The sequence below is a fragment of the Kineococcus auxinigenes genome, from assembly GCF_050871525.1.
GTDB lineage: Bacteria > Actinomycetota > Actinomycetes > Actinomycetales > Kineococcaceae > Kineococcus.
Genome location: NZ_JBKBCT010000032.1, coordinates 18,094 through 40,773, shown reverse-complemented (window position 1 = coordinate 40,773; position 22,680 = coordinate 18,094). Strand labels below are relative to the sequence as shown.

22 protein-coding genes and 1 pseudogene are annotated in these 22,680 nt (G+C 76.1%); 12 read left to right on the top strand and 11 right to left on the bottom strand.

Annotated elements, in window-relative coordinates; genetic code table 11:
• The first annotated feature begins 158 nt into the window (after positions 1–158).
• On the top strand, positions 159–1,208 hold the full coding sequence (locus ACRYR9_RS10835; RefSeq protein WP_432495398.1) for an ABC transporter substrate-binding protein: 1,050 nt from the start codon (positions 159–161) through the stop codon (positions 1,206–1,208).
• Positions 1,209–1,270: 62 nt separating this feature from the next.
• On the opposite strand, the gene ACRYR9_RS10830 is transcribed toward ACRYR9_RS10835, so the two are convergent.
• Genes ACRYR9_RS10830 through betT form a run of 3 tightly spaced genes read right to left on the bottom strand, consistent with a single transcriptional unit; the run spans position 1,271 to position 6,527 of the window.
• Positions 1,271–2,857 (bottom strand): GMC family oxidoreductase, encoded by a 1,587-nt coding sequence (locus ACRYR9_RS10830; RefSeq protein WP_432495400.1) that lies wholly within the window; start codon positions 2,855–2,857, stop codon positions 1,271–1,273.
• A gap of 28 nt (positions 2,858–2,885) precedes the next feature.
• Positions 2,886–4,355, bottom strand: a complete 1,470-nt coding sequence (locus tag ACRYR9_RS10825) for an aldehyde dehydrogenase family protein (RefSeq protein WP_432495402.1) — start codon at positions 4,353–4,355, stop codon at positions 2,886–2,888.
• A 27-nt stretch (positions 4,356–4,382) separates the two neighbouring features.
• The gene (gene betT / locus ACRYR9_RS10820; RefSeq protein WP_432495404.1) at positions 4,383–6,527 is read right to left on the bottom strand and encodes a choline BCCT transporter BetT; all 2,145 of its coding nucleotides are present in this window, start codon (positions 6,525–6,527) and stop codon (positions 4,383–4,385) included.
• 244 nt (positions 6,528–6,771) lie between these two features.
• Here betT and treZ point away from each other — a divergent pair, with 244 nt between their 5' ends.
• From treZ to ACRYR9_RS10800, 4 genes are all read left to right on the top strand, one after another.
• The gene (treZ, locus tag ACRYR9_RS10815; protein WP_432495474.1) at positions 6,772–8,529 is read left to right on the top strand and encodes a malto-oligosyltrehalose trehalohydrolase; all 1,758 of its coding nucleotides are present in this window, start codon (positions 6,772–6,774) and stop codon (positions 8,527–8,529) included.
• Positions 8,526–9,191: an NUDIX hydrolase N-terminal domain-containing protein gene (locus ACRYR9_RS10810; protein ID WP_432495406.1), complete on the top strand. Its 666-nt coding sequence runs from the start codon at positions 8,526–8,528 to the stop codon at positions 9,189–9,191. The genes treZ and ACRYR9_RS10810 overlap by 4 nt, the downstream gene beginning before the upstream one ends.
• Before the next feature lie 96 nt (positions 9,192–9,287).
• A complete protein-coding gene (locus ACRYR9_RS10805) occupies positions 9,288–9,842 on the top strand; it encodes a hypothetical protein (protein ID WP_432495408.1) in 555 nt (184 codons plus the stop codon).
• A 1-nt stretch (position 9,843) separates the two neighbouring features.
• Positions 9,844–10,419 carry an OmpA family protein gene (locus ACRYR9_RS10800; protein ID WP_432495410.1) on the top strand — a complete coding sequence of 192 codons (576 nt, stop codon included), beginning with the start codon at positions 9,844–9,846 and terminating at the stop codon, positions 10,417–10,419.
• Positions 10,420–10,434: 15 nt separating this feature from the next.
• Here ACRYR9_RS10800 and zapE read toward each other — a convergent pair whose 3' ends face one another.
• Positions 10,435–11,520 (bottom strand): cell division protein ZapE, encoded by a 1,086-nt coding sequence (zapE, locus tag ACRYR9_RS10795; protein WP_432495412.1) that lies wholly within the window; start codon positions 11,518–11,520, stop codon positions 10,435–10,437.
• A gap of 156 nt (positions 11,521–11,676) precedes the next feature.
• Here zapE and ACRYR9_RS10790 point away from each other — a divergent pair, with 156 nt between their 5' ends.
• From ACRYR9_RS10790 to ribA, 3 genes and pseudogenes are all read left to right on the top strand, one after another.
• A complete protein-coding gene (locus tag ACRYR9_RS10790; protein WP_432495414.1) occupies positions 11,677–12,582 on the top strand; it encodes a sulfurtransferase in 906 nt (301 codons plus the stop codon).
• A gap of 41 nt (positions 12,583–12,623) precedes the next feature.
• The gene (locus ACRYR9_RS10785) at positions 12,624–13,037 is read left to right on the top strand and encodes a SufE family protein (protein ID WP_432495476.1); all 414 of its coding nucleotides are present in this window, start codon (positions 12,624–12,626) and stop codon (positions 13,035–13,037) included.
• Positions 13,038–13,183: 146 nt separating this feature from the next.
• A pseudogene (gene ribA / locus ACRYR9_RS10780) lies at positions 13,184–13,783 on the top strand (GTP cyclohydrolase II); the annotation flags it as partial.
• Positions 13,784–13,789: 6 nt separating this feature from the next.
• Here the strand turns inward: ribA and ACRYR9_RS10775 are convergent.
• Genes ACRYR9_RS10775 through ACRYR9_RS10760 form a run of 4 tightly spaced genes read right to left on the bottom strand, consistent with a single transcriptional unit; the run spans position 13,790 to position 16,924 of the window.
• Positions 13,790–14,080, bottom strand: a complete 291-nt coding sequence (locus tag ACRYR9_RS10775; RefSeq protein ID WP_432495416.1) for a hypothetical protein — start codon at positions 14,078–14,080, stop codon at positions 13,790–13,792.
• 59 nt (positions 14,081–14,139) lie between these two features.
• Positions 14,140–15,312: an AAA family ATPase gene (locus ACRYR9_RS10770; RefSeq protein ID WP_432495418.1), complete on the bottom strand. Its 1,173-nt coding sequence runs from the start codon at positions 15,310–15,312 to the stop codon at positions 14,140–14,142.
• Positions 15,312–16,511 (bottom strand): alpha/beta hydrolase, encoded by a 1,200-nt coding sequence (locus ACRYR9_RS10765; protein WP_432495420.1) that lies wholly within the window; start codon positions 16,509–16,511, stop codon positions 15,312–15,314. Before ACRYR9_RS10765 ends, ACRYR9_RS10770 begins: the two co-directional genes overlap by 1 nt.
• Complete coding sequence (locus ACRYR9_RS10760; protein WP_432495422.1) at positions 16,508–16,924, bottom strand: DoxX family protein; 417 nt, start codon at positions 16,922–16,924, stop codon at positions 16,508–16,510. The genes ACRYR9_RS10765 and ACRYR9_RS10760 overlap by 4 nt, the downstream gene beginning before the upstream one ends.
• Positions 16,925–16,984: 60 nt before the next feature.
• Between ACRYR9_RS10760 and ACRYR9_RS10755 the strand changes: the two genes are divergently transcribed.
• From ACRYR9_RS10755 to ACRYR9_RS10745, 3 genes are all read left to right on the top strand, one after another.
• Positions 16,985–17,539, top strand: a complete 555-nt coding sequence (locus tag ACRYR9_RS10755; protein ID WP_432495424.1) for a hypothetical protein — start codon at positions 16,985–16,987, stop codon at positions 17,537–17,539.
• Between the two features lie 37 nt (positions 17,540–17,576).
• Complete coding sequence (gene msrB / locus ACRYR9_RS10750; RefSeq protein WP_432495426.1) at positions 17,577–18,008, top strand: peptide-methionine (R)-S-oxide reductase MsrB; 432 nt, start codon at positions 17,577–17,579, stop codon at positions 18,006–18,008.
• Between the two features lie 64 nt (positions 18,009–18,072).
• Positions 18,073–18,444 (top strand): hypothetical protein, encoded by a 372-nt coding sequence (locus tag ACRYR9_RS10745; protein WP_432495428.1) that lies wholly within the window; start codon positions 18,073–18,075, stop codon positions 18,442–18,444.
• An 85-nt stretch (positions 18,445–18,529) separates the two neighbouring features.
• On the opposite strand, the gene hemQ is transcribed toward ACRYR9_RS10745, so the two are convergent.
• From hemQ to hemE, 3 genes are read right to left on the bottom strand one after another with little or no spacing between them, the layout of a single operon-like run.
• Positions 18,530–19,258 carry a hydrogen peroxide-dependent heme synthase gene (gene hemQ / locus ACRYR9_RS10740; RefSeq protein ID WP_432495430.1) on the bottom strand — a complete coding sequence of 243 codons (729 nt, stop codon included), beginning with the start codon at positions 19,256–19,258 and terminating at the stop codon, positions 18,530–18,532.
• A gap of 56 nt (positions 19,259–19,314) precedes the next feature.
• The gene (gene hemG / locus ACRYR9_RS10735; RefSeq protein ID WP_432495432.1) at positions 19,315–20,721 is read right to left on the bottom strand and encodes a protoporphyrinogen oxidase; all 1,407 of its coding nucleotides are present in this window, start codon (positions 20,719–20,721) and stop codon (positions 19,315–19,317) included.
• The gene (hemE, locus tag ACRYR9_RS10730; RefSeq protein WP_432495434.1) at positions 20,718–21,890 is read right to left on the bottom strand and encodes a uroporphyrinogen decarboxylase; all 1,173 of its coding nucleotides are present in this window, start codon (positions 21,888–21,890) and stop codon (positions 20,718–20,720) included. The genes hemG and hemE overlap by 4 nt, the downstream gene beginning before the upstream one ends.
• Before the next feature lie 65 nt (positions 21,891–21,955).
• Here hemE and ACRYR9_RS10725 point away from each other — a divergent pair, with 65 nt between their 5' ends.
• A complete protein-coding gene (locus ACRYR9_RS10725; RefSeq protein WP_432495436.1) occupies positions 21,956–22,588 on the top strand; it encodes a DUF3000 domain-containing protein in 633 nt (210 codons plus the stop codon).
• Positions 22,589–22,680: the final 92 nt, after the last annotated feature.

Sequence of the window (22,680 nt, the reverse complement as noted above, 5' to 3'; positions counted from 1 at the left end):
CCCCCCCCCCCCCCCCCCCCCCCCCCCCCCCCCCCCCCCCCCCCCCCCCCCCCCCCCCCCCCCCCCCCCCCCCCCCCCCCCCCCCCCCCCCCCCCCCCCCCCGCGTCCACGGCGAGGGCGCCGCGGACGGCAGGTGTGGTGAGGCTATCCTTCCTCGCGTGTCCGCACAGGTCCCCCTCAGCCACCCATCGCGCCGCACCGTCGCCGCCGGCGGTGCCGCGTCCCTCCTCGCCCTGCTGACCGGCTGCGGTGCGGGGAGCAGCAGCTCCCCGGCACCGGCTGCGAGCGCGACCGCCGACGTCGCCCAGGGCGGGTCCGCGTTCCGCACGGCCGACAGCGCGACGGCCGCCCTGGGTTCCGGTGCGCCGGACGGGGAGTTCCCGCGCACGCTCACCCACGCCGCCGGCAGCACGACGATCGAGCGGCGCCCGCAGCGCGTGGTCGTGCTGGACACCGGCGAGCTGGACGCCGTGCTGTCCCTCGGGGTGACGCCGGTGGGGATGGGCACCACCGCCGGGCAGACCGGGCTGCCCTCCCACCTCGCCGAGCAGGTCGACGGGCGGGTCGAGACCGTGGGGCCGCTCGACCAGATCGACCTCGAGGCCGTGGCGGCTCTGCGGCCGGACCTGGTGCTGGGCAGCGCGTTGCGGGTCCAGGAGCTGTACCCGCAGCTGTCGCAGATCGCCCCCACCGTCCTCAGCCACCGCCCGGGGTTCCCGTGGAAGGAGAACCTCCTGCTGGCCGGCGACGCCCTGGGGGTGCGCGGCGAGGCCGAGGCGCTCCTGACGGACTACCAGGAGCGCGCGGACGCGCTGCGGGCGGAACTGGGGGCCACCCCGCCGACGATCTCGCTGGTGCGGTTCATGCCCGGGCGCATCCGGCTGTACGGGGACCTGTCGTTCATCGGCGTCGTGCTGGGCGACGTGGGCCTGCCCCGCCCGGCGGAGCAGGACGTGGACGACCTGGCGGTGGAGGTCTCCGCGGAGACCATCACGCGCGCCGACGGGGACCGGTTGTTCTACACCAGCTACGGGCCGGTGGACGCCACCGAGGAGGCCGCCGTGCTCTCCGGACCCCTGTGGAGCACGATCCCGGCCGTGGCGCAGGGCCGCGCGCAGCGCGTCGACGACGAGACGTGGTTCCTGGGGCTGGGGTACAGCGGCGCGGTACGGGTCCTGGACGACCTGGCCCGGCACCTCACCGCCTGAGCCCCCCGGGTCGCCGGGGGGGGCGTGCCGGGGTGCGGCGTGGCCGCGCCCCGGCACCCGCGTCAGCGCGCGTCCTCCCTGAGCATGTCGGCGCACTTCTCACCGATCGCCATGGTGGTGATGTTGGGGTTGACCGCGCCGAGGAACGGCATGATCGAGCCGTCGGCGACGCGCAGGCCCCGCACGCCCTTGACCCGCAGCCGCGGGTCCACCACGGCCATGCGGTCGTCCTCGGCCCCCATCCGGGCGGTGCACGCCGGGTGGTAGACGGTGTTGTGCGTCTTCTTGACGTAGTCGGCGATCTCGTCGTCGGTCACCACGTCCTTGCCCGGGGCGAGTTCGGCCCCCGCCCACGGCGCCATGGGCTCCTGCTCCACGATGCGCCGGGCCAGGCGGATCCCCTCGGTCATGACCCGCAGGTCGTGGCCCTCGGGGTCGGTGAAGTAGCGGGGGTCGACCCGCGCCCGGTCGCGGAAGTCGCGCGAGCGCAGCTTCACGGTGCCGCGCGACTTCCCCTGGGTGACGTTCGGGGTGAGGCAGAAGCCGTTGTCGGTGGTGGGGTAGCCCCAGCGCACGGTGTTGAGGTCGAACGGCACCGACCCGTAGTGCATCATCAGGTCCGGCACGTCCAGGCCGTCGACCGTGGTGGCGAACAGCCCGATCTCCCACCACTGCGTGGAGGCGGTGACCATGGGCTGCAGCGCGTCCCAGAACACCAGGCCCTCGACGTGGTCGTCGAGGTTCTCCCCCACGCCCGGGGAGTCGACGAGGACGTCGAGGCCGAACTCCCGCAGCTGCTCGCCCTGGCCGATGCCGGAGAGCATGAGCAGCTTGGGGGTGTCGATGGCGCCGGCGGAGACGATCACCTCGCGGCGGGCGCGGACGGTGCCGTGGTGGATGAGGTCCGGGGCCATGTACTCCACGCCGGTGGCGCGGTGGGCGCCGTCGGCGTCCGGCTCGACGACGACCTTCTCCACCCAGTACCCGGTGCGCACCTCCAGGTTGGGGCGCTGCCCCAGGATCGGGTGCAGGTAGGCGTGCGAGCTGGACATGCGGGTGCCGTCCTCGCCGGCGTTGATCTGGAACCAGCCGGCGCCGTTGAGGACGGTGGGGCCCTCGTTGAACCGCACGGTCGGCAGCCCCGCCGCGGCGGCGGCCTCCAGCAGCGCGACGCCGGCCGGGTCCACCGGGGGCACGGTGCGCAGCCGCACCGGGCCGCTGCGGCCGTGGTGGTCACCGGGGCCGTCGTTGTTCTCCAGGCGCTGCACCAGGGGCAGGACGTCCTTCGCGCCCCAGCCGGTGCAGCCCATGGCCTCCCAGGCGTCCAGGCCCTCGGCGGGCGGGTGGAACGCGATGCAGGAGTTGTGCGAGGAGCACCCGCCGAGGACCTTGGCGCGGGCGTGGCGCAGGAAGCTGTTGCCGTTCTCCTGCGGCTCGACGGGGTAGTCCCAGTCGTAGCCGGAGTCCAGCAGGTGCATCCAGTCGGCCAGCTTGAGGATGTTCTCGTCGCCGACGTCGCTGGGGCCGGCCTCCAGCAGGCACACCGTCACCGACGGGTCCTCCGACAGGCGTGCGGCGACCACGCAGCCCGCGGTGCCACCTCCCGCGATGACGTAGTCGAACTCCTCGACCGGGGTCGTCGTGCTCACCGTTCTCCCTCTCCTCCGGCCGACACCGTCAGCCCTTGAACCAGTCGGCCGCGGCCGGCTTCGTGTTGCGCCACACGTGCTGCGTCTCGCGGTACTCCGCCAGCCCGGCCGGGCCGAGCTCGCGGCCGTTGCCGGACATCCGCATCCCGCCCCACTCCGCCTGCGGGACGTAGGGGCCGAAGTCGTTGATCCAGACGGTGCCGTGCCGCAGGGCGCGCGCGACGCGCTCCCCGCGCTCGTCGTCGCCGGTCTGCACCCCGCCGGCCAGGCCGTAGGCGGTGTCGTTGCCCAGTTCCACGGCCTCGGCCTCGGTGCGGAAGCGCTCGACGGTCATGATCGGGCCGAAGGTCTCCTCCTGCACCAGGCGCATCGAACGGTCGCAGCCGTCGAAGATCGTGGGCTCGTAGAAGAAGCCGCGGGCCAGGCCCGGGTCGGAGGGGCGGCGCCCACCGGTGACGAGCCGGGCGCCCTCCTGCAGCCCGAGGCGCACGTAACCCTCGACCTTGTCCCGGTGCACCGCCGAGACCAGCGGCCCGGACTCGGTGCCCTCGTCCAGCCCGTTGCCCAGGCGCACGCGCCGGGCGCGCTCGGCGACGCGGGCCACGAGCTCGTCGGCGATCGACTCCTCCACGATGAGCCGGGTGCCCGCGGAGCAGACCTGGCCGGCGTGCAGGAACACCCCGGTCAGGACGGTGTCGGCGGCGCGCTCGAGGTCGACGTCGGCGAAGACGAGCTGGGGGTTCTTGCCCCCCAGCTCGACCGTCGTGCGCTTGACCGTCTGCGCGGTCGAGCGCAGGATCGCGCGGCCGGTCTCCAGCCCGCCGGTGAAGGAGACCAGGTCGACGGCCGGGTGCTCGGTCAGGACCGGCCCGACCGCGGAACCCGCCCCCAGCACGAGGTTGACGACCCCGTCGGGCACGCCCGCCTCGGCCAGCAGCCGCACCAGGTGCACCGTGGTCAGCGGGGTGACCTCGCTGGGCTTGAGGACGACGGTGTTCCCCGCGGCCAGCGCGGGGGCGACCTTCCAGGACATCTGCAGCAGCGGGTAGTTCCACGGCGCGATGAGGGTGCACACGCCGACCGGGTGGTGCACGACGCGGCTGACGACGTCGTCGCGGCCCACGTCCACGGTGCGGTCGACCTCGACGAGGACCTGCTCGGCGTAGTAGCGGAACACCGCCGCCACGTCGTCGACGTCGATGCGGCTCTCCACCAGCGTCTTGCCGGTGTCCAGGGTCTCGGTGCGGGCGATCTCCTCGCGGTCGCGCTCGAGCAGGTCCGCCACGCGGCGCAGCAGCGCCGAGCGCTCCTCGGCACCGGCGCGCGGCCACGGGCCGGTGTCGAAGGCGCGGCGGGCCGCGAGGACGGCGGCCTCCGCATCGACGGCCGAGGCCTCGTCGACGCTCGTGAAGGCTTCGCCGTCGTAGGGGTTGACGACCTCGCGGCGCCCGCCCTCGGCGGCCGGGCGCCAGGTGGAGTCGATGAACAGCTCGGGCACGGTGGCTCCTCCGGGTCTGCGGGACGGTCAGTTCGCCTGGCGGGTGGAGTCCTGCTGCAGCCGCAGCCACTCCACGTGGCGCTCGTACTGGTCGAGCACGTCGTCGATCAGCTGCGAGTGCGTGTAGCCCATCACGTCGTAGCCCTGCCCGCCCTCGGCGAGGTGCACCTCGAGGCGGGAGTAGGCCTGCTCGCGCTCGTCGCCGGGGCGGCGCCGGTCGTCGCGGGCGAAGACGGGCACGGGCAGCTCGGCCCGGTGGACCCGGTAGCAGAAGGGCTGCACCTGGCCCAGGTCCGCGGCCAGCTGCGCGTAGCGGTCGCCGAACGCGTCGGTGGTCCAGCCGACCTCCGCGTCCACCCCGCGCTCGCGCATCTCGCCGGCGACCTCCCGCAGCGCGGGCACGACGACCTCGTCGAGGTGCTGCTGGGCGGCGTCGCTCGAGGGGTACCCCATCGCCCGGCCCAGGCGCAGGCGCCAGGTGTCGCCGTCGCGGCGCTCGGGCACGCCGGGGCTGCGGCCGGACAGCCGGCCCGGCAGGCTGGAGGCCCGGCTGGCGTCCCGCAGGCCCTCCACGCGCAGCGCCTTGTACAGCCCCACCATGACCAGCAGCATCACGAAGGTGAACGGCAGCCCCATGACGACGGTGGCGCTCTGCAGGGCGGTGACGCCGCCGACCAGCAGCATCCCCACCGTGAGCAGGCCGGTGGCCAGGGCCCAGAAGACGCGCAGCCCGGTGCCGGCGTCGGTGTTCGGCGTCGGCAGCCTGGACGACAGGTTCGCCATCACCAGGGCGCCGGAGTCGGCGGACGTCACGTAGAACAGCAGGCCGATGACGGTCGCCAGGCCGGCCACGAACGTGAACGCCGGGTACTCCATGAGCAGCGTGTAGAACCCCCGCTCCGGCGTGTTCACGGTCAGCTCGCCGAAGTCGGAACCGCCCCGGCGCACCGCGTCGATGGCGCTGTTGCCGAAGATCGAGACCCACATGACGATGTAGGCGAACGGGATGGTCAGGCTGCCCAGCACGAACTGGCGGATGGTGCGCCCACGGGAGATTCGGGCCAGGAACATGCCCACGAACGCCGCCCAGGCGGCCCACCAGGCCCAGAAGAACAGCGTCCAGCCGTTCATCCAGTCCTGCGGGTTCGTCCAGGCGAAGGTCTCCATCGTCAGCGACCCGAACCCGCTGGCGAAGTCGCCGACGTTCATGACCAGGCCGTTGAGGAGCAGGGTGGTGTTCCCGGCGATGAGCACGAAGAGCACGAGACCGGCGGCGAGGAGCACGTTGAGCTGGGAGAGCAGCTTGATCCCCCGGTCCACACCGGTGATGGCGGAGATCGTGGCCAGCACGACCGCGAGGGCGATCAACCCGATCTGGGCGGCCGGGCCCTCGGGGACGCCGAACAGGACGAACAGGCCGAAGTTCAGCTGGACGACGGCGATGCCCAGCGACGTCGCGACCCCGAAGATCGTGCCGAGCATGGCGGCGATGTCGACGCCGTGACCGAGGGCGCCGTGCACGCGCCGGCCGAACACCGGGTACAGCGCCGAGCGGATCGCCAGCGGCAGGTTCATCCGGTAGGAGAAGTACCCCAGGGCCATGCCCATGAGCGCGTACATGCCCCAGCCGGAGATGCCGTAGTGGAACATCGTCCAGACGGTCGCCTCGCGCGCGGCGGCCACCGTGCCGCCCTGGCCGACCGGCGACTGCAGGAACTGCGTCACCGGCTCGGCGACCGCGAAGAACATCAGGTCGGTGCCGATGCCCGCGGCGAACAGCATCGAGACCCAGGCGAAGGTGCTGAACTGCGGGGAGGAGTGCTCCGGGCCGAGCTTGGTGCGCCCGTACCGCGACAGCGCCAGGACCACGACGAAGACGAGCACGACCGTGGCGAACAGGACGTAGTACCAGCCGAACCACTGCCCCACCCAGCCCACGGCGGTGGAGATCGCCGCTGAGGCGGACTCGGGGGCCAGGAGGATCCAGCCCGCCAGCGCCAGCACGGCGATCGCCGCTCCCCAGAAGACCGGCGCCTGCACGTGGGCCTCCCGCCCCGCCGGGGCCGCCCCGGCGCCGCCGGGTGGCCGCGCCGCGGTGGTCCCGCCGGGGGTGGTGCTGCCGGGGGTGGTGCTGTCGGGGCTGCTGCCGGGACTGGTGCCGGGTGTGCTCACGGGTCCTCCTGCTCGTGCCGGTGCCGCGGGTGCGGCACCGCGGCGGCACCGGGGCGGGGCCCGGGCGGGGCGGCGGTCGACGGTGCGGTCGCGGTGCGGTGCGGCTGTCCAGCGGGGTGGTCGACGCCGGACGACGGCACACCTTAGGTGCGGGCCAACGGTTGCTGTCAAACGCGTCAGCACCGCTCCGGAGGCACGGGTCGCCGGGTCGGGCACCGTCCGCCAGGGTGGGACCATGGTGCGGATGCAGCGGTTCGGGGTGTGGGCGCCGACGGCGCAGCGGGTGGATCTGGTGGTCGGCACGGGCGGATCGGCCATGCGGCAGGCGATGCAGCGCAGCGCCTCGCCGCGGGAGGGCTGGTGGAGCGCCGAGGTCGACGGCGCCGGGCACGGCACCCGCTACGCGTTCTCCCTCGACGGCGGCGACGCGCGCCCCGACCCGCGCTCGGGCTGGCAGCCCGAGGGGGTGCACGCGGCCAGCGCCGTGGTCGACCCCGCCACCTTCACCTGGACGGACGACGGCTGGGCCGGTCGTGACGCGCGCGGTGCGGTGTTCTACGAGCTGCACGTGGGCACCTTCACGCCGGAGGGCACCTTCGCCGCGGCGGCCGCGAAGCTGGACCACCTCGTCGAGCTCGGCGTCCAGGTCGTGGAGGTGCTGCCGGTCTCGGCGTGGGACGGGCCGTGGAACTGGGGCTACGACGGCGTCGCCCCCTACGCGGTGCAGCACGAGTACGGCGGTCCGGAGGGGTTCGCCGCGTTCGTGGACGCCTGCCACGGCAAGGGGCTGGCCGTCGCGCTGGACTGCGTCTACAACCACCTCGGGCCCAGCGGCAACTACCTGGCCGAGTTCGGCCCGTACTTCACCGACAAGCACGACACCCCGTGGGGCGCGGCGGTCAACCTCGACGACACCGGCTCGCAGGAGGTGCGCCGCTGGATCTGCGACAACGCGCTGCGCTGGTTCCGCGACTTCCACGTCGACGCGCTGCGCCTGGACGCCGTGCACGCCCTCGTCGACGACTCCCCGACGCACGTGCTCGCACAGCTGGCCGACGAGGTCGCGCAGCTCTCGGACGAGCTGGGCAGGCCGCTGTCCCTGGTGGCCGAGTCCGACCTCAACGACGCGACGATGGTGACCCCCACCGCCGAGGGCGGCACCGGCATGAGCGCCCAGTGGGACGACGACGTGCACCACGCCCTGCACGCGCTGCTGACCGGCGAGCGCCAGGGCTACTACGCCGACTTCGGCTCCCCGGAGGTGCTGAAGACCACGTTCGAGGAGGCGTTCTTCCACGCGGAGCGCTTCTCCAGCTTCCGCGGCGAGGTGTGGGGCAAGAGGGTCGACCGGGACCGCGTGCCCGGCACGGCGTTCCTGGGGTACCTGCAGACCCACGACCAGGTCGGCAACCGCGCCGTCGGCGAGCGCATCGGGCACCTGCTGGGCGAGGCGCGCCTGGCGGCCGGGGCGGCGCTGTACCTGCTGGGGCCGTTCACCCCGATGATCTTCATGGGCGAGGAGTGGAACGCCTCCACGCCGTGGCAGTTCTTCACCTCCTTCCCCGACCCCGAGCTGGGCGAGGCGGTCAGCCGGGGGCGGCGCTCGGAGTTCGGCGAGCACGGCTGGAGCGCGGAGGACGTGCCCGACCCGCAGGACCCGGCGACGAGGGAGCGCTCGGTGCTGCGCTGGGACGAGCTGGGGCGGGAGCAGCACGCGCGGGTGCTGGAGTGGTACCGCACGCTGACGCGCCTGCGCCGCGAGGTCCCCGAGCTGCACGACGCGGACCTGCGGCGGGTGCGCGTGGACGCGGCGGCCGGCTCGCTGGTCCTGCACCGCGGGCCGTACCGGGTGGTCGTGTCGCTGGGCGGGGGCGACGACGTGGAGGTCGGGGGCAGCCCGGTGGAGGTGCTCGCCGCGTTCCCGGCCGGTCCGGCACCGGAGCTGCTCGCCCAGGGCGTGCGCTTCGCCGGTGAGGGCGTGGCCGTGGTGCGGGTGGCGTGAGCGGCGCCGCCGGGGGCGGCGCGCGGGCGGAGGAGGTGCGGCGGGCCGCGGTGCGGCTCGCCGCCCTGGCCCAGGACGGCCTGGTCTACTCCGTCGCCGACGCCACCAAGGACTACGACACGGCCCGCTACCGGCAGATCGCCGAGCTGGCGGCGGGCCTGCTGGCGGCGGTGTCGGACACGCCCGTGGCCGACCTGCGCCTCGTGCTGGGCCGGGACGCCGGGTACGCCACCCCGAAGGTCGACGTGCGCGCCGGCGTGGTCGACGAGCGGGAGCGGCTGCTGATGCTGCGCGAGCGCAGCGACGGGCTGTGGTCGCTGCCCGGGGGCTGGGTGGACCCCGGCGACCGGCCCGGTGAGGCCGCGGCGCGCGAGGTGCTGGAGGAGACCGGGTACCCGGTGGAGCCGGTGAAGCTCGTGGCGGTGTGGGAGCGCGACGTGCGCGGCAAGCAGCCGCCGCTGCCGGTGTCGGTGTTCCACCTGTTCTTCCTGTGCCGGCTCGTGGGCGAGCCGGTGGCCGCGCAGGACCTGGAGACCCTCGAGGTCGGCTGGTTCGGCCTGGACGAGCTGCCGGAGCTGTCGGGCTCGCGGGTCACGCGCGAGGAGCTCGAGCGGGTCCTGGTGCACCACCGCGACCCGTCGCTGCCCACGGAGTGGGACTGAGGGCAGGGCCGAGGACCGTGCCGAGCGGGCGGTCGGGGGGTCGCTCACCCGACCGGCGCTGACTCGTCCGCCCGCGTCCGCCTACCATCGGGGCCCGTGCGCGCCGACACCTCCCCCTCGCTCCTGCTGACCGCGGCCGCGGCCGTCGCGCTGGCCGGTTGCAGCGGCGGGGGCGACGACCCCTCCGAGGCGCAGCCCCGACCCACCGCGGCCACCGGTTCCGCGGACGCGGTCGCCACCGCTCCCGCGGGCCTGCCCGCGGATCCCGTCGCCACCGTGCCGTCGACCCTGCCCGGCGTCACCCTCGAGGTGTACCGGCTCGCCCGCCACGGGGACGCGGTGTCGCTGACGATGGCGGTGCGCAACACGGGCACCGAGCCTCGGTCGGTGTACGGGGCCTTCCGCGACGAGGTCACCGCCACCGACCTCAGCGGGACCAGCCTGTTCGACCCGGTGGGGCTGAAGCGGTACCTGGTGTTCCAGGACGCGGCGGGTGAGTGCCTGTGCAGCGACGTGCCCGTGGCCGAGCTGCAGCCGCAGCAGTCGTACTGGGTGAGCGCCGAGTTCCCCGCACCGCCCGCCGACGTCTCGACGGTCGCGGTGGAGACGCCCTCCGGGAGCCTGCCGGCCGTGCCCCTCACGCGGGCCTGACGTGACCCTCGCGACGGCGGTGGCGGCGCTGCTCCTCGGCACCGCGGTGGTCCAGCCCGCGACGACCGCCGCCCCGGTCGTGCAGGAGTGGGCGGGCGACCCCGATCGACGGGCGGCGGCGCGCGTGGTCGCGGTGCCGGAACGCGTGGTCGCGGTGGAGGCCGGGGTGCGCGACGTGGCGCCGCGCGTCGTCGACGTCGTCCGGCCCGTCGCCGGGGGGACCTCCATCACGCTGGGCACCGACGTGCTGTTCGCGTTCGGTTCCGCGCGGTTGCCTCCCGGGGCCGGCGACCTGCTGGCCGGCGTGGTGGCCCGGCTGCGGCAGGTGGAACCCGCCGCGGTCCTCGTCGAGGGGCACACCGACGGCATCGGCGACGCCGGCGCCAACCAGGTGCTCTCCGAGCAGCGTGCGGCCGCGGTCGCCGCCGCGCTGGCAGCCGACGCGGGCGGGGTGCGGGTGGAGCAGCGCGGCGCCGGCGAGACGCAGCCGCTGCGCCCGGAGACCACCCCCGCCGGCGACGACGACCCGGCGGCGCGCGCGGCGAACCGCCGGGTGACCATCACCCTCGTCCGGTGACGCCCCGGGGGCGGCTCAGGCGAGCGCGGCGCCGTCGCGGGCCAGGGCGGACAGGCGCGAGACGGCGCGCAGGTACTTCTTGCGGTAGCCGCCGTGCAGGAGCTCGTCGGTGAAGACCGCGTCGAAGGGGACGCCGGAGGCGACGACGGGGATGTCGCGGTCGTAGAGGCGGTCGGCGAGCACCACCAGGCGCAGGCCCACCATCTGGTCCGAGACGGTGCCGACCCGGCGCAGGCAGACCGCGGCGGTGTCGCGCACCATCGCGCCGTAGCGGCTGGGGTGCACCCGGGCCAGGTGCGCGAGCACGGCGTCGAAGTCGTCCAGGGTGGCGCCGGGCGTGGCGGCGGCCACGCGCTCGACGGCCGCGTCGTCCAGGGGGGCGGGGGCGGCGGGCAGGCCGCGGTGGCGGTAGTCCTCGCCGTCCACGCGCTGCACGGCGAACTGCCCCGCCAGGGCCTGGATCTCGCGCTGGAAGTCCTGGGCGGCGAAGCGCCCCTCGCCCAGCGCGCCGGGCAGCGTGTTGGAGGTGGCGGCGAGCTTGACGTCGCGGTCGACCAGCTCGCGCATCAGCCGGGACATCAGGACCGTGTCGCCGGGGTCGTCCAGCTCGAACTCGTCGATGCACACCAGGTCGTGCGGGGCCAGGGCGTCGACGGCCTGGCGGAAGCCCAGGGCGCCGACGAGGTTGGTGTACTCCACGAAGGTGCCGTAGGCCGCGGTGCGGCCGCCCTCGGTGACGACCTGGTGGTACAGCGAGGACAGCAGGTGGGTCTTGCCGACTCCGAACCCGCCGTCGAGGTAGACGCCGGGTGCGCCCTGCGGGGCGCTGCGCCGCTTGAACAGCCCGGCCAGCCCGCCGCGCGCCCCGCCGCCGCCGGCCAGGACCCGCTCGCCGAAGCCGCTCATCGCGGCCACGGCCTCGGCCTGGGTGGGCTGGTCGGGGGCGGGCACGTAGCTGGCGAAGCGCACACCGGAGAAGCGCGGCGGCGGCACCAGCTCCGCGACGAGCTGCTGCGGCGGGACCCGGGGGTCGCGCTCGGCCAGGGAGCCCGCCGCGCTGCGCTCCTGGGGCTGCACGGGCGTCTCCTCGGCTCGGCTCACCCGGGCAAGGGTAGTGAGCCGGGCGGCGGCCGGCGTCCGGGGCGTCTGGCAGGATCGCGACGCGGCGGGAACGCGACCGCGCAGCGCGCTGTTGGTGCTGCTGCGGGCGCGCACGCCCGCCGGACGCGAGACGCCCCCACCGCACGGAGGACGACAGTGGCCCTGCCCCACGACGGCGACGAGAAGCTCGCCGCCTACGCCCACCCCGAGAAGCTCGTGACGACCGCCTGGCTGGCCGAGCACCTCGGCGAACCGGGCCTGAAGGTCGTGGAGAGCGACGAGGACGTCCTGCTGTGGGACACCGGGCACGTGCCCGGCTCGGTGAAGGTCGACTGGCACACCGAGCTGAACGACCCGGTCACGCGCGACTACGTCGACGGCGAGGGGTTCGCGGCGCTGATGTCCCGCAAGGGCATCTCCCGCGAGGACACCGTGGTGATCTACGGCGACAAGAACAACTGGTGGGCCGCCTACGCGCTGTGGGTGTTCACCCTGTTCAGCCACCCCGACGTGCGGCTGCTGGACGGCGGGCGCGCCAAGTGGATCGCCGAGGGCCGCGAGACGACCACCGAGGCCCCCGAGCCGGAGCCGGCGCAGTACCCCGTCGTCGAGCGGCAGGACGCCTCGATCCGGGCGTTCAAGGAGGACGTGCTGGCCCACCTGGGCGGCCGGCTCGTCGACGTGCGATCGCCGCAGGAGTACACCGGTGAGCGCACCCACATGCCCGACTACCCCGAGGAGGGGACGGTGCGCGGCGGGCACATCCCCGGCGCCGAGAGCGTGCCGTGGGCGCGCGCGGCCGCCGAGGACGGCACGTTCCGCACCCGCGCGGAGCTGGAGGAGATCTACCAGCGGGAGAAGGGCCTGACCCCCGGCGACGACGTGATCGCCTACTGCCGCATCGGTGAGCGCTCCAGCCACACCTGGTTCGTGCTGACGCACCTGCTGGGCTTCGAGAAGGTCCGCAACTACGACGGCTCGTGGACCGAGTGGGGCAACGCGGTGCGCGTTCCGATCGCCGTCGGCCCGGACAAGGGCGAGGCGCCGGCGGTGCGGCCGTGAGCGAGGACGTCTTCTCCCCCACCGCGGGGCTGCCGCCGGCGATGGCGCAGATCGTCGAGGAGTTCCAGGCGCTGCCCGAGCGCGAGCGGCTGCAGCTGCTGCTGGAGTTCAGCCAGGGCCTGCCGGCGCTGCCGGCGCACCTGGCCGACCACCCCGAGCTCATGGAGCGCGTCGACGAGTGCCAGTCGCCGGTGTTCGTCAACGTCGAGGTGGACGCCTCCTCGGCGGTGCACCTGCACGTGTCCGCACCTCCGGAGGCCCCCACGACGCGCGGTTTCGCCGGGGTGCTGCGCGAGGGCCTGGACGGGCTGCCCGCGGCGCAGGTGCTCGACCTGCCCCCGGACGTGTGCTCGCGCCTGGGCCTGGAGCGCGCGGTCAGCCCGCTGCGCATGCGCGGCATGACGGGGATGCTGGCCCGGGTCAAGCGCCAGGTGCGGGTCGCGACCGCGTCCTGACCCCGGGCACCCGCGATACCCTTGCACGTTCAAGCAGTTGTCCGCCGGCCGGCGGCCGGCACGAGGAGACGCACGTGACCGAGGTCCAGGAGTCCGGCAGCGCCACCGTGCCGGGGCAGCACGCGGCCCTGCCGCCGCAGCACCCCGCGCTGCCGGTGGTGCGCGTCTCCGAGGCGAACCTGCCCACCACCCACGGCACCTTCCGGGCGGTGGCCTACCGGCAGGCCGACGGCGTCGAGCACCTCGCGCTGGTCGCCGGTGAGGTCGGCGACGGGCACGGCGTCCTGGTGCGGCTGCACTCCGAGTGCCTCACCGGCGACGTCCTGGGCTCGCTGCGCTGCGACTGCGGCCCCCAGCTGCACGCCGCGCTCGCGGCGATCACCGAGCGCGGGCGCGGTGTGGTGCTGTACCTGCGCGGGCAGGAGGGCCGCGGCATCGGCCTGGCCGAGAAGATCGCCGCCTACGCGCTGCAGGAGCGCGGCCGCGACACCGTGGAGGCCAACCTCGACCTCGGCCTGCCGGTGGACTCGCGCGACTACACCGGCGCAGCCGCCGTGCTGCGCGACCTGGGCGTGCGGGACGTCGAGCTCCTGACGCACAACCCCGTCAAGGTCGAGGCGCTGCGCGGGCACGGGGTGCCGGTGCTGGCGCGCCGGGACCTGCCGGTGGCCCAGACGCCGGACAACGTGCGCTACCTGCGCACCAAGCGCGACCGGATGGGGCACCGCCTGCCGGGCGTGTCCTGAGGCGGCTCAGGGCCCGTCCGCGGGCAGCGCGGCGAACCAGTCCGCGTAGCCGGTGGTGCGCGCCATCCGCCCGGTGAGGTCGGGCTCCGAGCCGGACCACCACACCGGCCCGCGCTCCCCCAGCGCCTCCTTGGTCGTCTGCACGCGCTCGCGGGCGGCGGCCGCGCCGTCGCGGTCCCCGGCGCGCAGCGCCACGCCCTTGGCGCGCCGCGCCGCCATCAGCTCCGCCACCAGCTCTCGGCGGCGCTCCTCGGGCAGGGCCGGGTCGGCGCGCCGCCACAGGCGCCCGCGCACCACCAGGTAGCGCCCGTCCGGGGTGACCGGCGGCCCGTCCTCCCCGGCTCCCGCGCTCGTGCTCAGCGGCTGTCCGTGCCGCGCTGCGAGAGCAGGCGCGGGGCCACGAGCCGGTCGGCGACCAGGCCCGTCACCAGCGAGTACACCGCCTTGTGCGCCACGTCGACGACCTGCTCGCGCACCGGCCACGTGTGCGGGGGCGCTCCCGCGCCCGAGACGTTCTCCGCCGTCTGGTCGAAGGCCAGGCGCACCGCCGTGTGCGTGAGGGAAGCCCGCGGCCCCCGCATCCCCAGCGCCGACCACGCACCGCGCAGCGCACCCAGCGTCGCACCGGTGCCCCAGTGCATCGCGTGGTTCGCCAGCCACGGCCGCTCGTCGTCGCCGACCGGGCGGCCCAGCAGCCCCAGCAGCGCCCGCGCCGGCACGTACGAGTCGGGCCGGTGCGTCACGGCCTGCTCGAGCTTCTCCCCGGCCGTCATCGCGGCCACCCCCACCAGGCCGGCCAGCGCACCGCGCCCGGCCGCCGCCAGCAGCAGCGCCCCGCGCCCCGGTCCAGCCACCCCGTCCACCACGTGCGCCCCGCTCTCCTCGTCCGCTCCCGCCGCGGGCACCGGGCGGCGCCCGCCGAACATGCTGGTGCACGCCCGCCTCCCCGGCGAGGCGGCGACCTCGTGCACCACCGCGAACCCCTCCGCGCGCAACGCCGCGGCGCTCAGCAGCGAGCGCCGGTGCGCGTGGCGGGCCAGCACCTGCTCGGGCACCTGCTCGTCCAGCGGGCGGCCCCGGTCGCGCTCCAGCAGCGCCGGCAGCGGCAGGTGCGGCATCAGCACCGCCTCGGCGGGCAGGCCCGCGGCGGCGGCGGTGCGCAGGTGCTCCACCCGTTCGGCGCGGCGCAGGTGGGTGGCGTCGGCGAGGTAACCCGCGCCCAGGCCCGCCAGCGCCTGGCAGCGGCGCCGGGCGCGGCGCACCGCCGCCGGCGAGTACGCCTGCAGCTCCCGCACCGGGCGCCCCGCGGCGACGTCGGCGCCGCGCAGCTCGCGGCGCAGGTCGTCCAGGCTCACCACGGGCAGCGCCGACCGGGTGCGCCGCAGCAGGGAGCGGCGCAGCGTCGTCTTGCCGCTGCCGGCGGCGCCCACGAGCACCAGCACCACCGGCGCGCACTCCCCGCCCCCGTCCGCGGCGCGCCCGGCGCAGGCGGTGCACGCGCACCCGGGCACCGCGGGGGCCGAGGGCATCAGCGCGCCGGCGGGGCGGGCTCCGCGGCCGCGGCGAGGTGGGCGCGCAGGAACCGGCGCACCTCTCCCTCCCACCCCGCCGGGTCCACGTTCCACTCCTTGGTGTGCCGCGCCGTGCCGCTGCGCACGAACGTCACCAGGTCGGGGCGCGCCGCGGCGAGACGCGCCGACGGCCCCGAGGGCACGTAGTCGTCGGCGTCCGAGTGCAGCAGCAGCAGCGGCAGGTTCAGCTCCTGGGCGCGGCCGACCCAGTCCATGCGGCGCAGGTCCACCGGCCCGTCCACGCCGACCAGCCGCCGGCCCAGCGGGTGCCCCAGCAGGCCCAGCCCGTAGCGCCCCAGCCGCACCGGCAACCGGTGGCGGCGGGCCTGGTGGTCCAGCACGTCGTACCAGTCCAGCACGGGACCGTCCAGGACGACGGCTGCGACGTGCTGCGCCAGCGGTGAGCGGGCCAGCAGCTGCAGCACGATCGCCCCGCCCATGGACCACCCGACCAGGACCAGCCGGCGCGCGCCGTGCTCCGAGGCGTACCGGCAGGCGGCCTCCACGTCGTGCCACTCGGTGTCACCCAGCCCGTAGCGCCGCGCCGGGGACGGCGGGCCGTCGGCGTCGTTGCGGTAGGCGGGCACCAGGCACGTCAGCCCCAGCTCGTGCAGCGGCGGCAGCGCCCGCAGCGCCTCCTCCCTGGTGGCGCCGCGCCCGTGCACCAGCACCGCCCAGGTGCCGTCGTCCTGCGCCCCCGCCGGAGCCGGCACCCGCCAGCACGGCAGCTCCCCCACCTCCGAGCGCACCACGACGTCCTCGTGCGCCAGGCCCAACGCGCCGCGCGGGGTGCCGGCGAAGAAGTACTGGTTCCAGCGCGCCGCACCCGGGCGGGGCGTGCCGGCGTCCACGCCCAGCAGTTCGCGGGTGACGCGCTCACCGGTGGCCTCCAGCACGTCCCCGACGCGGAAGTGGCCGCGCCCGCCGTCGGTCCACACGCCGTAGCGGCCGGGCACGACGGTGTCGGCGGTGACGCCCAGCACGACGCGGTGCGGGCCCACCTGCAGCACCTCCACGTCGTCGGGCTTGTGCCGGGCGGGGGTGACCACGGCGCGGGCGAAGGCGGTCGCGACGGCCGTGACGGCGGCCGCCGTGCCCGCGGCGAGCACCGCGCCGGAGGCCGCGGCGCCCAGCACGGCGCGCCGGTGGCCGTTCACGCGCGGCCCCCGCGCGCCACCCGCAGCGCCGCGCGCACCAGCGGCACCTGCAGCGGCAGCCGGCCCAGGGTGGCGGCGCGGCGCAGCGCGCCGGCGCGGCCGCGGGCGTGCCGGGCGTCCAGCGCCATCCGCCCGTTCGCCGGCCACACCACCAGCAGGAACCCGGCGCCCGCCCAGCCGGCTGCCCGGCGGGTGGCGGGGACGCTCAGCCCGGCGGCCAGGGCCAGTTCCGCCACCCCGGAGACGGTCGTCCAGGCGCGGGCCGGGCCGGGCAGCGAGCGCGGCACGATCGCGTCGAAGAGCTCAGGGCGGCGCAGGTGCGCCAACCCGGCGACGCCGAACAGCACCGCCAGCGGCGCCCACCGCACCTCGCCCGCCGGCACCGCCGGTGCCGCACCTCGCGCCTGGACCACGGGGCGATCCTGCCGCAGCCGCACGGGCCCGCGCACGGGGCCCCCGGTAGCGTGAGCGGGGTGAGCCACCCCGCCGTGCCGCCCGCCGACCCGTCCGCAGAGCACGCCCCGCAGGAGGGGGCGGACGCCCCGTGGACCGCCGTGGTCCTCACCGAGGAGGCGCTGGGCCAGATCGACGCGGGCAACATCGCCGCCCTGCACGAGGACGAGGACGTGCGCCACGTCGTGGTGGTGCCCGTCGACACCGAGCGCAACCTGCTGGCGGACGTGCTCGACCACCTCAGCCTCGGTGAGCTGCGCGCCGCGCTGGACGAGGTGCGCGCCGGGCGGCCCGACCCCGAGCGGGCCCGCGTCGACGCCGAGACGGCGCTGGCGCGCTCCCTGGAGCAGCTGCGCGCGCTGGGCCTGCACGCCGAGGGCCGCACGAGCGGCGACGACCCGGTCCCCGTGGTGCGCGAGCTGCTGAGCAGCCTTCCCGGCGCGCGCGAACTGGTCGTCGTCACCCGCCCGCACGCCGTGGAGGACACCTTCCACACCGACTGGGCCTCCCGCGCCCGAGACACCCTCGGGGTGCCGGTGCTGCACCTGTACGCCGGCACCCAGCGGCTCGGCTGAGCGGAACACCCCCCGCGGCGGGCCGGTTGCACCGGGCATGAGCACCCCGGAGACGACCGCGAAGAAGTACGCCGTCACCAAGACCGACGAGCAGTGGCGCGAGGAGCTGTCCCCGCAGGAGTACGCCGTCCTGCGCCAGGCCGGCACCGAGCGGCCGTTCACGAGCGAGTACGAGGACGACCCCACCGAAGGCGTGTACGCCTGCCGCGCGTGCGGTGCGGAGCTGTTCACCAGCACCACGAAGTTCGCCTCGCACTGCGGCTGGCCGTCGTTCTACGACCCGAAGGACTCCGACGCGGTGGAGCTGATCGAGGACCGCTCGCTGGGGATGGTGCGCACCGAGGTGCGCTGCGCCACGTGCGGTTCGCACCTGGGCCACGTGTTCGAGGGCGAGGGCTTCCCCACGCCCACGGACCAGCGCTTCTGCATCAACGGGATCAGCCTCACGTTGCGCCCCACCGCCTCCTGAGGCGCGGGCGGTCCCCGGTGCGCTGCGGGTGCGGCGAACCGGGGTCGCGGGCAGAGTGGAGCCCATGAGCGAGCCGTACTCCCAGACCGCCCAGCCGCGCGATCCTCAGCCGACCGACCCGCAGCTGGACCCGCTGGACGACCCGGACCTGCGCGCGCAGGACGCCTCGATCGACGGCGACGGGAACGACGGCGACGAGCTGGGTGCGCTGCGCACCGACACCCTCATCGCGGACGACGACGACGACACCTACGACACGGGTCGCCAGGTGAGCCACGCCACCGAGGAGCTCATGAGCGACGACGTCGACGCGGACAACGAGACGATCGACGAGCGGGTGACGCAGGAGGAGCCGGACGAGTCCGGCGGCGCGGGGCACGCCGGGGTGGCCGACCACGTGGCCGCCGCCGACGCGGAGGACCCCGAGCGCCTCTGAGGTCCCGCACGACGCGCGAGAGCCGCCGCCCCGGCAGGGGACGGCGGCTCTCGCGCGTGGCGGGCTCTTGCGGGGCGTGGAGCCGTCAGGGCAGGGCGGCCACGAGCTCGGCCAGCGGCACGCGCGGGCCGGTGTAGAAAGGGACCTCCTCGCGCACGTGGCGGCGGGCCTCGGTGTTCCGCAGCTCGCGCATGAGGTCGACGATGCGGTGCAGCTCGTCGGCCTCGAAGGCCAGCACCCACTCGTAGTCGCCCAGCGCGAACGCGGAGACGGTGTTGGCCCGCACGTCGCCGTAGGAGCGGGCGGCCAGGCCGTGGTCGCGCAGCATGGTGCGCCGCTCCTCCTCCGGCAGCAGGTACCAGTCGTAGGAGCGCACGAACGGGTACACGCACAGGTAGCCGCGGGGTTCCTCACCGGCCATGAACGCCGGGATGTGGCCGCGGTTGAACTCCGCGGGGCGGTGCAGCGCGACGACCGACCACACCGGGGTCAGGTGGCGGCCCAGGCGGGTGCCGCGCAGGCGGCGGTAGGCCTCCTGGACGAGCTCGACGGTGTCGGCGTACCACCAGACCATGACGTCGGCGTCGGCGCGCAGGCCGGCGACGTCGTAGGTGCCGCGCACGGTCAGGCCCTTGCCGGTGAGCTCGTCGAGCAGCGCCTGCACCTCGGCGGTCAGCTCGGCGCGGTCGGCGTCGCCGAGGGTGTCGCGCACCGCGAACACCGACCACATGGCGTAGGCGATGGTGTTGTTGATCTCCTCGGCGCTGGTGCGCGCGGCGGCCGGTGCCGCGGCGCTGGGGGTCTGCTGGCTCATGCCCCCATCGTCCACCCGTCCCGCGACGGCCCCGGCGGCGGGCCGGGTGACCGTCGTCACGCCGCTGCGGCGGTGAGGACCTCGTCGGCGGCGCGGGTGGCGGCGGCCACGCACGCCGGCACGCCCACCCCGTCCAGCACGGAACCGGCCAGCGCGAGCCCGCCGGCGGCGGCGACCGCGGCGCGAACCCGCTCGACCCGCTCGACGTGGCCCACGGCGTACTGCGGCAGGCCGTCGACCCAGCGCACCACCGCCGAGCCCACCGGGTGCAGCTCGCGGCCCAGCAGGGCCGAGGCGTCGGCGCCGGCCCAGCGGAGCACGTCGGCGTCGTCGGCGTCGAGGGCCTCGCGCTCGCCGGCGCGGCCGAGGGAGACGCGCAGCACGCGCACGTCCGGGCGCTGGGCGGCCACCCAGTCCCACTTGTTCGCGGACAGGGTCAGCGCCTTCACGCGCAGGCCCGCGGCAGCCGCCTCCACGGGGGGCACCAGGACGCCCGAGCCGGTCAGCCCGGCCAGCTCGGTGGTGGGCACGGCGAGCGCCGCGATGACCATGCTCGCGGTCTGCACGGCGGCCAGTTCTGCGGCGGCGGCGGGCACGGCGGTGCGCAGCAGCGCGGCGGCGGCGGGGGCGGGCACGGCGAGGACGACGGCGTCGGCGGTGCGGGTGCCGCCGGGGGTGCTCACGCGCCAGCCGCCGGCCGGGTCGCGCTGCAGGGCGGTGACGGGGGTGCCGGTGCGCACGGCGACGCCTGCGGCGCTCAGCACGGCGGTCAGCGCCTCGGGCAGGCGGGCCACTCCCCCGGCGACGCCGGCGAAGACGGGGCCTGCCGCGGCGGGCCGGGCCGCGGCGGCGGCGCGCACCGCGGCCAGCAGGGAGCCGCCGCGGCGGGCGCTCTCCCACAGTGCCGGGACGGTGGCGCGCAGGGAGAGCCGGTCGGCGTGGCCGGCGTAGACGCCGCCGAGGAGGGGCTCGACGAGGCGGTCGACGACCTCGCGGCCGACGCGGGCGGCGACGTGCTCGGCGACGGCGACGTCGTGCTCCAGCGGTTCGGCGGGCAGGTCCTCCTCGGCGCGCACCCGCTCGACGGCGGCGGGGTCGAGCAGACCGGCGACCTGCTCGGCGGAGCCGGGCACGCCCATGACGGTTCCGGCGGGCAGGCGGTGCAGGGCGCCGTGCGAGCGCACGGCGGCCGCGGCGGTCGCCGGGTGCACGAGGTCGTCGCCGAGGCCGGCGGCGCGGATCAGCTCGACCGCTTCGGGGCGGCGGGCGAGGACGGACTCCGCGCCGAGGTCGACGACGACGCCGCCGACCTCGGCGCGCTGCAGGACCCCGCCGGTGCGCTGCGAGGCCTCCAGGACCTCCACGTCGGCGCCGCGGTGCAGCAGGCGGTGCGCGGCGGCCAGGCCGCTGACGCCGCCGCCGACGACCACGACGCGCGGGCGCGGGCCGGCCGCGGCGCTCACTCGCCGCCGTCCCGGGCGTCGCCGTCCGGCACGTCACCCTCGGCGCCGCGCCAGGCGTGCACCTCGTCGACGACGCGGGCCAGCACGCCCGGGTCGGCCGAGGGCGGCACCCCGTGGCCGAGGTTGAACACGTGCCCGGCGCCGGCGCGCTCACCGGCGGCCAGCACGCGGCGCACCTCGCCGCGCAGCACCTGCCAGGGCGCGGACAGCAGGGCGGGGTCGAGGTTGCCCTGCACGGCGACGGGCCGGCCGGCGCCGGCGCGCCCGCGCGCGGCGCCGACGTCCAGCGGCACCCGGAAGTCCACGCCGAGGACGTCCACGCCGCCGTCGACGGCGGCCATCGCACCGAGCAGCTCGCCGGTGCCGGTGCCGAAGTGGGTGCGCGGCACGCCCAGGTCGGCCACGGCGCGCAGCGCGGCGGCGGAGTGCGGCACCACGTGCCGCTCGTAGTCGGCCAGGGACAGCGAGCCCACCCAGGAGTCGAACAGCTGCACCGCGGAGGCGCCGGCGAGGACCTGCGCGCGCAGGAACGCACCGGTGATCTGCGCCAGGCGCGCGGCGAGGTCGTGCCACAGCTGCGGGTCGGCGTGCATGAGCGCCTTGGTGCGCAGCAGGTCCCGGGAGGGACCGCCCTCGACGAGGTAGCTGGCCAGGGTGAAGGGGGCGCCGGCGAAGCCGATGAGGGGGGTGCCGGTGGCGCGCAGCTGCTGCACGCTCAGGCGCACGGCCTCGGTGACGTGCTCGAGGCGGTCGGGGGTCAGCTCCGGCACGCGCTCGAGGTCGGCGCGGGTGCGCACCGGCTCGGCGATGACGGGGCCGGTGCCGGCCACGATCTCCACCCCGACGCCGGCGGCCTCCAGGGGCACCACGATGTCGGAGTAGAAGATCGCGGCGTCCACGCCGTAGCGGCGCACCGGCTGCAGGGTGATCTCGGCGACCAGTTCGGGGTTCCGGCAGGACTGCAGCATCGTGGTGCCCTCGCGCACGGCGCGGTACTCCGGCAGGGAGCGCCCGGCCTGGCGCATGAACCACACGGGGGTGCGCTGCGGGCGCAGGCCGCGGGCGACGTCGCCGCGCGCCACCCGCAGGTAGGGGGCGTCGCGCAGGTGCTCCTCGTGCGGTGCCCCCGGGGCGGGGGCGGTGGCGGGGGCGTCAGCGGGTCCAGGCACGCGCCCGATCGTCGCACGGCGCGGCGCCCCCACCGCCGCGGCCCGCGTCCCTAGTCTCACCACCCGTGACGCTCTCCCGAGTGCCCGGCGCGACCCGTGACGGCACGGGTCCCGACGCCTTCGAGCGCGCCGTGCGGGCGCTGCGCGAGGTGCGGCTGCGCCCGGACGTGGCGCTGAGCGAGGTGCCGGCGCCGGCGCGGATCGCTCCGCACGCGGTGGCGCTGGCCGGGGACGTCGTGGTCGACGGCGAGGAGCTGGCCACGGGCCGCTTCATCCTGCTGCACGACCCGTCGGCCCCGCCGGAGTGGGAGGGCACCTTCCGCGTCGTGACGTACGCGCGCGCCGACCTGGAACCCGAGTTCGGCGCGGACCCGATGCTGGGGCAGGTCGGGTGGAGCTGGCTGGAGGACGGGCTGCGCGAGCACGGTGCGCGCGCGACCGGGGTGGGCGGGACCGTCACGCGGGTGCTCTCGGAGGGGTACGGGGCGCTGGCGGAGCGGCCGCCGTCGGTGGACGTGGAGCTGCGCGCCTCCTGGACTCCGCTGCCGGACGAGGGCCCGGCGGGTGGCCGGGCCGGCGAGGCACCGCCGTTCGACGTGGCCGCGCACCTGCTCGCCTGGGGCGTGCTGCTGTGCACGGTGGCCGGGCTGCCGCCGCTGCCGGAGGGCGTCACGGCGCTGCCGCGCGCCCAGCGCTGAGGCCCTCGCACGCCTGCGGTGCACCGCCCGCGCACCAGCCGTCAAGTCCGCGCTGTTTCGAGCCGATCACCTCCTCAGTGAGGCGTGCCGCA